The organism is Quadrisphaera sp. DSM 44207 (assembly GCF_900101335.1).
Classification (GTDB): Bacteria; Actinomycetota; Actinomycetes; order Actinomycetales; family Quadrisphaeraceae; genus DSM-44207.
Window position 1 is genome coordinate 1030548 of sequence record NZ_FNKA01000001.1, and the last position, 11698, is coordinate 1042245.

At 77.2% G+C, this 11698-nt stretch carries 12 protein-coding genes; 4 read left to right on the plus strand and 8 right to left on the minus strand.

Going from position 1 to position 11698, the window contains the following annotated elements; genetic code table 11:
• Positions 1–22: 22 nt before the first annotated feature.
• Complete coding sequence (locus tag BLS82_RS15215) at positions 23–673, minus strand: DUF1360 domain-containing protein (protein ID WP_143028741.1); 651 nt, start codon at positions 671–673, stop codon at positions 23–25.
• A gap of 48 nt (positions 674–721) precedes the next feature.
• Positions 722–1183 (minus strand): SRPBCC family protein, encoded by a 462-nt coding sequence (locus BLS82_RS04920; RefSeq protein ID WP_092862005.1) that lies wholly within the window; start codon positions 1181–1183, stop codon positions 722–724.
• A 64-nt stretch (positions 1184–1247) separates the two neighbouring features.
• Here BLS82_RS04920 and BLS82_RS04925 point away from each other — a divergent pair, with 64 nt between their 5' ends.
• Entirely contained in the window at positions 1248–2234 is a 987-nt protein-coding gene (locus BLS82_RS04925) for an MSMEG_6728 family protein (protein WP_176818928.1), read from the plus strand.
• Positions 2235–2251: 17 nt separating this feature from the next.
• Here BLS82_RS04925 and BLS82_RS04930 read toward each other — a convergent pair whose 3' ends face one another.
• The 6 genes from BLS82_RS04930 to tcuA form a co-directional block, all read right to left on the minus strand.
• Positions 2252–3499: an MFS transporter gene (locus tag BLS82_RS04930; RefSeq protein ID WP_092862007.1), complete on the minus strand. Its 1248-nt coding sequence runs from the start codon at positions 3497–3499 to the stop codon at positions 2252–2254.
• A complete protein-coding gene (locus BLS82_RS04935) occupies positions 3496–5001 on the minus strand; it encodes a tripartite tricarboxylate transporter permease (RefSeq protein ID WP_092862798.1) in 1506 nt (501 codons plus the stop codon). Before BLS82_RS04935 ends, BLS82_RS04930 begins: the two co-directional genes overlap by 4 nt.
• Positions 5001–5669 carry a tripartite tricarboxylate transporter TctB family protein gene (locus BLS82_RS04940; RefSeq protein ID WP_176818929.1) on the minus strand — a complete coding sequence of 223 codons (669 nt, stop codon included), beginning with the start codon at positions 5667–5669 and terminating at the stop codon, positions 5001–5003. The genes BLS82_RS04935 and BLS82_RS04940 overlap by 1 nt, the downstream gene beginning before the upstream one ends.
• Complete coding sequence (locus BLS82_RS04945) at positions 5666–6628, minus strand: Bug family tripartite tricarboxylate transporter substrate binding protein (RefSeq protein ID WP_369811044.1); 963 nt, start codon at positions 6626–6628, stop codon at positions 5666–5668. Before BLS82_RS04945 ends, BLS82_RS04940 begins: the two co-directional genes overlap by 4 nt.
• Before the next feature lie 284 nt (positions 6629–6912).
• The gene (locus BLS82_RS04950) at positions 6913–7590 is read right to left on the minus strand and encodes a GntR family transcriptional regulator (protein WP_218123568.1); all 678 of its coding nucleotides are present in this window, start codon (positions 7588–7590) and stop codon (positions 6913–6915) included.
• Between the two features lie 17 nt (positions 7591–7607).
• The gene (tcuA, locus tag BLS82_RS04955; RefSeq protein ID WP_218123569.1) at positions 7608–9101 is read right to left on the minus strand and encodes an FAD-dependent tricarballylate dehydrogenase TcuA; all 1494 of its coding nucleotides are present in this window, start codon (positions 9099–9101) and stop codon (positions 7608–7610) included.
• Between the two features lie 302 nt (positions 9102–9403).
• On the opposite strand from tcuA, the gene BLS82_RS04960 reads away from it, so the two are divergent.
• The 3 genes from BLS82_RS04960 to BLS82_RS04965 are packed head-to-tail and all read left to right on the plus strand — an operon-like array spanning position 9404 to position 11687.
• Positions 9404–9925, plus strand: coding sequence for a hypothetical protein (locus tag BLS82_RS04960; protein ID WP_143028742.1), 522 nt, complete (start codon positions 9404–9406; stop codon positions 9923–9925).
• Positions 9922–10689 carry a hypothetical protein gene (locus BLS82_RS15220; protein WP_143028743.1) on the plus strand — a complete coding sequence of 256 codons (768 nt, stop codon included), beginning with the start codon at positions 9922–9924 and terminating at the stop codon, positions 10687–10689. Before BLS82_RS04960 ends, BLS82_RS15220 begins: the two co-directional genes overlap by 4 nt.
• Positions 10686–11687: a signal peptidase I gene (locus BLS82_RS04965; protein WP_143028744.1), complete on the plus strand. Its 1002-nt coding sequence runs from the start codon at positions 10686–10688 to the stop codon at positions 11685–11687. Before BLS82_RS15220 ends, BLS82_RS04965 begins: the two co-directional genes overlap by 4 nt.
• The last annotated feature ends 11 nt before the right edge of the window (positions 11688–11698 follow it).

The following is an 11698-nucleotide window of genomic DNA, read 5'->3' on the forward strand; positions in this document are numbered from 1 at the left end:
TGCGAGAGGGCGGGCGCTCGCGTCACTCGGTGGTCTTCTCCAGGGCGGCGTAGCCGAACTGCAGGGCGTCGGAGGCGGCGACCAGCGTCATCAGCGTCGCGGCCCACCGGGTGGCGCGCGGCGCGGTGGCGTAGGAGACGAGCGCCGCGGTGCCCACCCACTGCCCGAGGCAGAACGGGCACGTCACGAGCTCCCCGACGGCGTGCCGGACGGCGCCCGGGCGCGGCTGCTCGAGCACCTCGCCGGAGCCCTGGGAGCCGACGAAGACCGTGAACGGCGCCCGCAGGTGCGACAGGACGGCGTCCTTGCTGACGGTGCGCGTGGTGCGCGCCACGGCGACCGCCAGCAGGGCCATGTCCGCGGGGCCGGGCAGCGGCGCCGCGCCGCGGCGGCGGCGCGCGACGGCGCCCACCGCGACGCCGGTCGCCGCCAGGTAACCGGTGGACAGCAGCGCGTACCCGGTCAGCGGCCGCTCGTCGTCCTGGCCGCCGCCGTGCTGGTACTCGTCGCGCACCCGCGAGTACCAGCGCCCGGCGCGCGCGAGGGCGCTGCGCCCGGCGCGCCCCGCCGAGGACCCGTCCGCACCGTCCGCGCCGTCCGCGCCACCTGCAGCCGGCTCCTGCGGGTCCAGCCGGTCGGCGGTGCGGTGCAGGCGCGCGTCCGTGTCCCTCATGGCGCTCCCGTACCCGTCACCGGTCGGTCGATGCCGCCGGAGGGCGGCTCAGCCGCGGGCCGGCGGCGGCAGCTGCCGCGCGCGGCCGCGGGCCAGGTGGTCGAGGCGGCGCAGCGTCTCGTCGTTGCGCGGGAGCAGCGCCAGCTCGCGCAGCGGGCGGGGCACGAGCAGGCCCGGGCCGCTGCGGGCGTCCTCGGAGAGGCTGACGAGCGTGCCGCCGTCCTGGGGCTCCAGCTCGAAGACCACGGTGGCCTCCCCCGCCGGCCAGCCGCGGGCGACCAGCTCCAGGCGGCGCTCCGGCTCCGCGACCACGGACGACGTGGTGTCGTCGATCACCAGCGGCCACACCCCCGCGGAGTGGTGCAGGCGCGTGCCGGGCGCCGGCCAGCCCGGGTCGACGTCGCGCATGCGGGAGGCGCCCACCACGAACGTCGGGTAGGTCCAGCCGTCGGCCAGCACCGACCACACGGCGGCGGGCGGGGCGGGCACGGAGCGCCGTCGGGTGAGCACCGCCCATGCCTAGCGGCCGGTGCCGCCGCGCGCCAGCGCAGCGCCGCGCGGCGAAGATGGGTGCGTGCAGACCTTCCTGCCCCACCGCGACTTCGACCGGTCCGCGCGCGTGCTCGACATGCCGAGGCTGGGCAAGCAGCGCGTGGAGACCCTGCAGGTGCTGCGGGCGCTGGAGCTGCCCGAGTACGGCTGGCACAGCCACCCCGTGGTGACGATGTGGCGCGGGCGCACCCCGGCCCTCGTGGCGTACGGGCTGGCGTGCGTGCGCGCCTGGCGCGCGCTCGGCCACGCCGACTCCACCGAGGAGCTGATCGGCGAGTTCGCCCCCGAGGTGGTCGGGCGCACCCAGGAGGAGCTGACCGCCGAGGGCCTGATGCCGAGCTGGCTGGGGGACGGCGCGCTGCACCTGAGCCACCGCTCGGCGCTCGTGCGCAAGGACCCGGCGCACTACCGGCCGCTCTTCGGCGACGTCCCCGAGGACCTGCCGTACGTGTGGCCGCCGGCCGACGACGTGCCCGAGCGGGTCCTGCCGCCGGGGCGGCACCTGTGGGTCGCGCGGCCCCCGGACGCCAGCGCGCTCGGCGTCTTCGTCGGCGACGGCCTCGTGGGCCTCGACGCCAGCAGCGGCGTCGACGTCGACGCCTCCGGCCGCGACGGCGCCGGGCTGCGCGCGCTGCTCGCCGAGCGCTCGGCCGAGCGCGGGGAGAAGCGCCGGCCCGGCAAGGCGCTGCGCCAGCTGCAGGTGCTGCTGGGCGAGGTCGCGCCCGGTGACGAGGTCGCGGTGCCCGTGCAGGGCGGGCGCGCCCTGCTGCTGGGCGAGGTGGCCGGGGACTACGCCTTCGCCGCGGACTCCCCCGTCTGCCACCGCCGGCCCGTGCGCTGGCGCGACGTCGTGCCCCGCGCGGCGGTGCACCGGCCCGCGGTGCTGCAGGACCCGCGCTCGCTGTTCCGGGTGCACCTGCCGCACGGCAGCGGCGGGCCCCCGGTCTCGGACGCGCACGACGCCCCGATGGCGCTGCCCGCCGCCGCGCCCGCCGCCGCCTCCGCGTAGCGCCCGGCCGATCGCCGTCACGGGCGCGGACGCCTGCGGAACCCGCCCGGCGCGGCGCCGGCGGCCGAGGCGGCCACCACCGCGCCGGCGGTGACCAGGACGCCGGTGGTCGCCGTCGCCGCCGCCACCGCGCCCGCGAGGGCGGGCACGAGCACCTGGCCGAGCCGGTTGGCCATCAGCCGCACCGACAGCGCCGTCGCCCGCGCGCTCGGCGGCGCCAGCGCGGCGACCACGGCCATCGACAGGGGCTGGCCGATCCCGAGCGCGAAGCCCGCCACGACGACGGCGACCGCGGCCGGCGCCAGGGCGTCGGCGAGCGCGAGGCAGACCACCGCGGCGGCGGCCACCAGCGTGCTGCCCAGCAGCAGCCGGTCGCGCCCGGCGCGCTCGGCCATGCGGCCCAGGACCAGCCGCGAGGCGATCGCACCCGCCGCCCGCAGCGACAGCAGCGCTCCCACGGCCTGCGGGGACCAGCCGCGCTCCGCCCCGAGCGCCGGCAGGTACACGGTGAGGACGTCGGTGGCGGCCAGCACCGCCAGGCTCGTGAGCATGGCCGGGCCCACGCCGGGCGCGCGCAGGATCGACGCCACCGGCACCGCGGGAGCCGCCGCAGCGTCCGCGCCGCCCCTCCCGGAGCGCTGCGGCGCCCCGCCCGCACGGCCGCCCGCACGGCCGCCCGCACGGCGGCCCGGCGCGCGCAGGAGGGGCAGGGAGAGCAGGGACAGCGCCGAGACGACCGCCCCGGCGAGCAGGGCGCGCGTGGTGCCCGCCGGGCCGCCGGCCCCGGCGAGCGCGCCGGCCAGCGCCGGGCCGATCAGCTGCCCGGCAGACGCCGTCATGGAGAACCAGCCGTAGTAGCGGTCCAGGGCGCTGTCCCGACCGCTCTGGGCGATCACCGCCTGCATGCCGACGAGCGCGAGCAGGTGGCCGAGGCCCAGCAGGGCGGTGGCGGCCAGCAGGGTGGCCAGCGAGCCGGCGAAGGGCAGCCAGCAGGCGCCGGCGAGCTCGACGACGAGACCGGCCCGGGCCACCGGCGCGCCGCCCCACCTGTCGGCGCGCCGACCGGCCGGCAGGGCGCCGACCAGCGGCAGCAGGGCGTAGCTGGCGCCGACGACGCCGAGCAGGGCCGGGCCGACGTCCAGCTCCAGGGCGCGGTAGGAGGCCATCGGGCGGCCGAGCCCGACCACGGTCTGGCTGCACACCCCGCCCAGCACGAGCCCCGCCCACAGCCACCCGGGCAGCGGGGCGGGCTCGCCCGGCCTCACCCCCGGCGTCCCCGCGCGGCCCTCCTCAGCGCCGCGATGCGCAGGAGCGGCGGCAGCACCACGGCGGCCACCGCGATGACGTAGAGCACGACCGCCAGGGGCGAGGAGACCAGCGCCGCGGGGTCGCCCTGGGAGATCGCCAGCGAGCGCCGCAGCTGCTCCTCGGCCAGGGGCCCGAGGATCAGGCCGACGACAGCCGGTGCGACGGGCACGTCGGCGGCGCGCAGCAGGAACCCGAGCGCCCCGACGGCGTAGAGCACGAACAGGTCGACCGTGCTGCCGCCGACCGCGTAGGTGCCCAGGGCGGCGAAGACGGCGATGCCCGCGTACAGGTAGTACGGCGGGATCTGCAGCAGGCGCACCCACACGCCGGCCAGCGGCAGGTTCAGCAGCAGCAGCATGGCGTTGCCGATGTACAGGCTCGCGATGAGCGTCCACACCAGCGCGTCGTCCGAGCTGAAGAGCGTGGGGCCCGGCTGCACGCCGTAGTTCTGGAACGCGGCGAGGATGACGGCGGCGGTCGCCGACGTCGGCAGGCCCAGGGCCAGCAGCGGCACGAGGACGCCGGCCGCGGCGGCGTTGTTGGCCGCCTCGGGCCCGGCCACGCCCTCGATGGCGCCGTGCCCGAACTGCTCCGGGTGCTTCGTCAGCCGCCGCTCGGCGCTGTAGCTGAGGAAGGTGGGGATCTCCGCGCCGCCCGCCGGCAGCACGCCGATCGGGAAGCCGAGGGCCGTCCCGCGCAGCCACGCCGGCCAGCTGCGCCGGAAGTCGCCGCGCGAGAGCCACGCGCGCTCCCGCAGGGGCGTGACCGTGCTGCGCCGCTCCCCGCTGGCCAGCACCGACAGGGCCTCGCCGATGGCGAAGAGGCCGACGACGACGATGACGACGTCGATGCCGTCGAGCAGCTGCGGCACGCCGAGGGTCAGGCGCGCCTGCCCGGTCTGGACGTCGATGCCGACCAGGCCGATCGCGACGCCGAGGACCAGCCCGATCAGGCCGCGCAGGACCGACGCGCCGAGGACGGCGGAGACGGTGGTGAAGGCGACGACCATGAGCGCGAAGTACTCGGCCGGCCCGAAGCTCAGCGCGATGTCGACCATGAACGGGGCGACGAACGTCAGGCCGGCGGTGGCGATGGTGCCGGCGACGAAGGAGCCGAGCGCGGCCGTGGCGAGCGCGGCGGCGCCCCGCCCGCTGCGCGCCATCTTGTTGCCCTCGAGCGCCGAGATGATCGAGGCGCTCTCGCCGGGCGTGTTGAGCAGGATCGACGTCGTCGACCCGCCGTACATGCCGCCGTAGTAGATGCCCGCGAACATGATCAGAGCGCTGGTGATGTCGAGGTCGAACGTCAGCGGCAGCAGCAGCGCCACGGTCAGGGCCGGGCCGATGCCGGGCAGGACGCCGACCGCGGTGCCCAGGGTCACCCCCACGAGCGCCCACAGCAGGTTGACCGGGGTGATCGCGGCGGCGAAGCCGGCGAGGAGCTCCTCGAGGCCTCCCATCACCGGCCGCCGAGGTTGGGCAGGGACAGGCCCAGCCCGAGCGTGAAGGAGTAGAAGACCACCAGCGTCAGGACGAGGCCGCCGACGAGCACGCGGCCGAGGCGGGGGGCGCCGAAGGCGAGCGCGACGGCCACGAAGAGCACGAGCGCGGCCACCACGTAGCCCGCGGTGCTGATGAGCAGCGCGTGGGCGAGCAGCCCGGCGGCGAAGACGGCGACGCGCCCGAGCCGGCCCGTGCGCAGCACCGGCGGGCGCTCCTCGCCCACGGGCACGGCCGGCACGACCGCCTCCGCGTCGTCCTGCTCCCCGCGCGCGGCGGCCCGCAGCTGCTCGTCGAGGTCCTCGTCGAGGAGGTGGTGGGTCGAGGCCAGCTCCTCGTCGGGGCGCCCGCGCGTGGCGACCAGGCCGAGGGCGACGCCGAGGGCGAGCAGGAGCACCGCCACGGCCCACGGGAAGGCGGCCGGGCCCACGACCCCGCTGCCGCGCGGGGCCTCGATGGTGCTGGCGTCGACGGCGAGCACGACCCCGAGGACGAGCAGCACCGCGGCGAGGACGAGGGAGGGCAGGTCGGCGCGGGACCTCCCGCGCCGACCCGCTCCTCCCGGCGCCCCCGCGGCGCCCGACCCCGAGGCCGGGCCCGGGGCCGCGCCCGAGGCGGGGGTGCTCACTGACCGACCAGGCCCAGGTCCTCGAGCACGCCGCGCGTGCGCTCCTGCTCCTCGGCGAGGAACTGCTCGAACTCCTCGCCGGCGAGGAACTGGTCGTCCCAGCCGCGGTCGGCGAGCACCTGCTGCCACTCCTCGCCCTGGGCCATCTCGGTCAGGGTGGCCTCGATCGCCTCCTCCTGCTCGGGCGTGATGCCCGGAGGGGCGACCATCCCGCGCCAGTTGGCGAGCTCGATGTCGAGGCCGGCCTCGGTCAGCGTCGGGGCGTCGATGCCCTCGATCCGCTCGGGCGAGGAGACCGCGAGGGCGCGCACCTGCCCGGAGTCGATCTGCTCCTGCAGCTCGCCGATGCCGGAGATGCCGGCCTGCACGCTGCCGGACAGGATCGTCGCGAGCGCCTCGCCGCCGCCGCTGTGGGGGATGTAGTTGACCGCCGACGGGTCGGCGCCGATCTCCTGGGCGAGCAGGCCGGCCAGGACCTGCTCGATGCCGCCGGCGGAGCCGCCCGCGATGGCCACGGAGCCGACGTCGGCCTGCATGGCGGCGACGAGGTCCTCGATGCTCTGGTACGGCGAGCTCTGCGGCGCCACGACCACCTCGTACTCGCCGAGCAGGCGCACCAGCGGCGTCACCTGCTCGAGCGTGACCGGCGAGTCGTTGGTCTCGATGGCGCCGACCATGATCGAGCCCATCGTCATCAGCTGGTCCGGGTCGCCCTCGTTCTGCACGAACTGCGCGATGCCGACCGTGCCGCCGGCGCCGCCGACGTTGTAGACCTCCACCGACGGGTCGACCATCGGGTCGAGGACCTCCTGGATCGCGCGGGAGGTCTGGTCCCAGCCGCCGCCCGGGTCCGCCGGCGCCATGATCTGCACGTCGCCGGTCGGCCACGCCGCCGCGGCGTCCCCGCCCTCGCTCTGCGCGCTCCCGCCGCCGTCGCCCTGCGGGGCACAGGCCGTCACGAGCAGGCCGCCGGCCACGGCGACCGCCGCCGCCCCGCGCCACCCGCGGCCGCGCCGCTGCCCGTGCTGCACCCCGTGCTGCACCCCGTGTCCCTGACCTGCTCGCTGCTGTGCCACCGGTGGTCCCCTCGCTCTCCGTCGAGCCTGCATCCCGTTGTATGCAGTGGTATGCGATCGGCGCCAGCATGGTGGGCGCGTGCGGTGCGGTCAAGGCCGTCGCGCCCCCGCCGAGGTTGCGATCCGGTTGCGGCCGGGCCCGCGGCCGCGGGGCGCCGTCCGGCCGGTCAGGATACGCGGTGGCCCTGCTCGGCGGTCGCCTCGCGCAGCAGCGCGAGGCGGATCTCGCGCGCCGTGCGCATGTGCGCGGCCGCCACCGCCGCGGCCCGCTCGGCGTCGCCCGCCGCGACGGCGTCCACCAGGGCCGCGTGCTCCTCCAGCGCCTCCCGCCAGCGCTCGTCCCGCGAGAGCGTGGAGCGCGGCGCGCGCACCAGGTGCGCGGTCAGGCGCTGCAGCAGGTCCTGCAGCACGGCGTTGTGCCCGGCCTGCCACACCGCGGCGTGGAACTCGAGGTTGGTCGCCGCGCGGGTCTCGTCGTCCGGGGCCACCAGCGCGCGGTCGCGGGCGAGCAGCCCCTCGAGCACCGCGAGGTCGACCGCCGTGCGCGCCCGGGCCGCGGACCGCGCGGCCTCGGCCTCCAGCAGGATCCGCACGTCGTAGACCTGCACGACCTCCTCGGGCTCGATGGTGCGCACGGCCAGCCCCCGCACGCCCGGCACGAGCAGCCGGTCGTGCTGCAGCCGGCGCAGCGCCTCGCGCACGGGCGTGCGCGAGACCCCGAAGCGCGTCGCCAGGGCGACCTCCCGCACCGGGCTCCCGCCCGGGATGGCGCCGGCGACGATCTCCGCGCGCAGGACGTCGTAGATGCCCTGCACGTCCGGCCGCTGCACCTCCGGCCGCTGCACGCCCGGCCGCTGCACGCTCAGGCCGCCCTCCCGGCGCGCCGGCCGAAGACCGCGCCCGACGTCAGGCCGGTGCCTCCGGGGTAGTTGCCGCTGAACAGGCCCCCGAGCATCTCCCCGCACACGAACAGGCCCGGCACGGGGTGCCCGTCCCGGTCCAGCACCCGCGCGTCGGCGTCGGCGCGCAGGCCGCCGAAGGTGAAGGTGATGCCGCACGTGACCGGGAAGGCGTAGAACGGCGCCGTCTCCAGGGGCAGCGCCCAGTTGCTCTTCGGCGGCTGCACGCGCGAGGCGCGGCCGTCCTTGACGGAGGGGTCGAACGGGACGTCGCGGTCGACGCCGGCGTTGAACTCCTCCACCGTCGCCCGCAGGGCCGCCGCGTCGACGCCCATCCCCTCGGCGAGCTCCTCGAGGGTGTCGGCGACGACCACCGAGGCGCCCGGCACGTCGTACTCCTCGGCGCGCAGCCGGCGCCGGGTGCTCGCGTCGAAGAGCTGGAAGGCCAGGCCGCCGGGCTGCTCGAGGATCCGCGCCCCGTACTTCGCGTACGTGTAGTTGCGGTAGTCGGCGCCCTCGTCCAGGAAGCGCCGGCCGAGGCGGTTGACGACGACGCCGAGGGGGTAGCCGCCGCGGGTGAGCCGGTTGGTCAGCTCCCGGTTGCTCTCGTTGTGCGGGTGGCGGGCGTCCCAGGCGACGCTGTGGCACGAGCCCCAGTCCCCGTGCGGCGCGGCGCCGACCGCCAGGGCGGCGCGCAGCATGTCGCCGGTGTTCAGCGGGGTGCCGCGCACCTTCGCGAGCTCCCAGCCGCGCCCCAGGTGCTCGCGGCGCATCGCCGGGTCGGCCTCGAAGCCGCCGGCCGCCAGGACGACGGAGCCGGCGCGCACGACGCCGGTGCGCCCCGCGTCGTCCGCCCAGCGCACGCCGCGCACGCGGCCGTCCTCGACGACGAGGTCCCGGCCGCGCACGCCGTAGCGGACCTCCACGCCTCCGGCCTCGGCGGCGGCGGCGTGCTGGGCCACCAGGCCCTTGCCACCGCCGGTGCTGCCGATCGCCAGGCCGCCCCAGAAGACGTAGCGGCCCGTGGCCTCGTCGAGGTAGGCCTGGCGCTCGTACATGAGCCGGAAGCGCAGCCCGAGCCCGTGCAGCCAGCGCAGGACGTCCTGGCTGTCCTCCACCAGGGCGGCGGTCAGGACGGGGTCGTTGCGCCCGGAGGTGACCTTCGCCATGTCCTCGGAGAAGGCCTGCGCCGGGTACGGCGGCAGGTCCGTGACGGGCAGGCGCTCGTCGTCGTCGAGGAGGTCGGCGACGTCGTCGAGGCCGTCGTGCACGGTGCGGAAGGCGCCGGCGGTGTAGTAGGTGTTGCCGCCGGCCTCCTCGGCCCGGCCCTTCTCCAGCAGCAGCACGCGGCGCCCGCGCCCCGCCGCTGCGGAGGCGGCGCTGAAGCCGGCGTTGCCCCCGCCGACGACCACGACGTCGACCACGTCGTCGACCTGCTCCTCGCCCTGCGCGTCCACCGCACCGCCGTCCTCGTCCCCGCCCCGAGCGGGCGTCGTGGATGCGACTGTATGCAGATGTCGACAGCCTGTCGAGCACTCCCTCGGCCGGACGGCCGACGGGGCGGGGGTGAAGCGCACCGCCCGTCCTGTCGACACCCGTCCGGGGGAACGGCGCGGACCGGTGCGCCGGCACGGACGACGGGGGAGACGTGGACCACGCGGCGCGGCACGCACGAGGCACCAGGCGGCACCGGAGGCTGGGCGAGCGGCGCAAGCTGCTGCTCAGCACCGCGGTCCTCGGGACCTCCGGCGCTCTGGCGGTGAGCGGCACCTACGCGAGCTTCACCGCCAGCGTCAGCCGCGGGCACACCGTGACCACCGCCGTGCCGCTGCTGGAGCTGGGCGCGACGGGGACGGCGGCGAACCGGCTGGGCGTCGACGCCCTCGCCCTCGCGCCGGGCGACGTCTACCGCCGCGCCTTCGACGTCACCAACAGCGGCACCGCCGCCTTCGCGGCCTACACCGTCTCCACGACCGCGACCACCAGCTCGCTGCTCGACACGGACGGCACGAACGGGCTGCAGGTGAAGCTGGAGCGCTGCTCCGCGCCGTGGACCGAGACCGGGACCGGCCCGGCCCTGGCCTACACCTGCCCGGGCACGACGGCGCTCGCGCTGCCCGCGCGGCGCGTGGCGATGACGGCCGTGCCGCTGTCCGGGATGCTCTCGGCCGCCCCCGGGGGCACCGACCACATGCTGCTGACGGTGACCCTGCCGGCGACGGCGGACAACTCCTTCCAGAACCAGATGAGCGCGATCACCTACACCTTCAACGGCTCGTGAGCGCGCACCCGGAGCGGTCGCGCACGACCGTCAAGACCGCTGCGCCCGCTGCCGATGAGGACTGCGGACGCGGGGGCTCCGCCCCCGCCACGACCCGGCAGAAGGGGGTGCCCGCGATGGGCGAGGAGACGACGGCGGGCCGGGCCCGCGCACCCGGGGTCGGCACGGGCCGCAAGGTGGCGCTGAGCACCGCCGCGCTCGGCGCAGCGGGGGTGCTGGCGGTGACCGGCACCCACGCGAGCTTCACCGCGAGCGTCAGCCGCGGCCACACGGTGAGCACCAGCGTCTCGGAGCTCGTGCTGGGGGCCACGGGCGCGGCCACGAACCGGCTGGGCCTCGACGCCCTGGACGTCCAGCCGGGCGCGGTGGTCCGCCGCGCCTTCGACATCACGAACGCGGGGAGGAGCACCTTCTCCGCCTACACGGTGCGCACGACGGTCATCAGCAGCTCGCTGCTCGACACCGACGCCGTCAACGGCCTGCAGGCCAGGCTCGAGCGCTGCTCGGGCCCGTGGGTGGAGTCGGGCACGAGCCCGGACCTCTCCTACACGTGCTCCGACGGCGCTGGCGGCGCGGGCGCGGTCACCGAGGTCCTGTCCGAGCGCCCCATCAGCATCAGCCCTCCGGCGGCGCTGGCCGGCATGGCCTCGACCGCTCCGGGCGGCACCGACCACGTGCTGCTGACGCTGCGCCTGCCCAGCACGGCGGGCAACGCGTTCGAGAACCAGATGACCTCGATCACGTACACCTTCGACGCGTCGTGACCGACCGGCGCCCCGCCCTGCGGCACGCGAGCACGGGACTGCTGGTCCTGGCCCTCGCCGTGCTGGTCCTGACCCTGGTGGCGGGGCGCTCCGGGTACCGGCTGGTCGCGGTGTGGACCGGCTCCATGGCGCCCGCGATGCCGGCGGGCAGCCTGCTCCTGGAGGAGCTGCGCCCCACCGGCTCGCTGCGCGCGGGCGACGTCATCACCTTCCACGAGCCGACCGAGGCGGCGCGCGTGCTCACGCACCGCGTCGTCGAGGTGGCGCACACCGACGGCGTCACGCGGGTGCAGACCCAGGGCGACGCCAACCCGGGGCGCGACCCGTGGGACGCCGAGCTGCTCAGCGACGGCGTCTGGGTCGTGGTCGCCTCCGCGCCGCACCTCGGGCGCGCGCTGGGGGCGCTGCGGTCCGGACCGCCGTGGGCGGCGACGTCCGTGCTCGCTCCGGCGCTCCTCGCCGCCGCGGCGCTGCGGTGGATCTGGCGGGCGCCCGGCCCCCGCCGTCCCGCGCGCCGCCCGGCGCCGCGCCGGCCGCTGGCGCGCGCCGCCGCCCACAGCACCGGGCACCGCCGCGGGCTGCGCCGCGCCGGCCTGGCCGCGACGGCCGGGGCGACGGTGGTGGTGGTCCTGGCCGTCACGGCGGGTCCCGCCGCCGCCCGCTTCGCCGCGTCGGCCAGCCGCGGCCACGCGGTGCGCACCGCCGTGCTGGTCGCTCCGACCTCGGTGTCGGTGCGCAACAGCTGCGTGCTGACCATCGTCGGGATCGACGTGCGGTGGACCGGCGCCGCGGACGACCGCGCCGGGTACCGCGTGGAGCGGCGCACGGGCAGCTCCACCACCTGGACGGCGGTCGGCACCGCCGCGGCCGGCGCGACCAGCTACCGCGACACCAGCGTCTTCAACTTCACGCAGTACACCTACCGCGTCCTCGGCACCCGCGGCGCGTGGAGCTCCGCGCCCTCGGCGCCGGCCGCGGTGACCACGGGCACCTGCTGAGCCCCGCGCGC

What these genes read in the sequence shown, in the direction of transcription:
- BLS82_RS15215 (WP_143028741.1), bottom strand. Translation starts at nt 673, where the DNA reads ATGAGGGACACGGACGCGCGCCTGCACCGCACCGCCGACCGGCTGGAC.
- BLS82_RS04935 (WP_092862798.1), bottom strand. Translation starts at nt 5,001, where the DNA reads ATGGGAGGCCTCGAGGAGCTCCTCGCCGGCTTCGCCGCCGCGATCACC.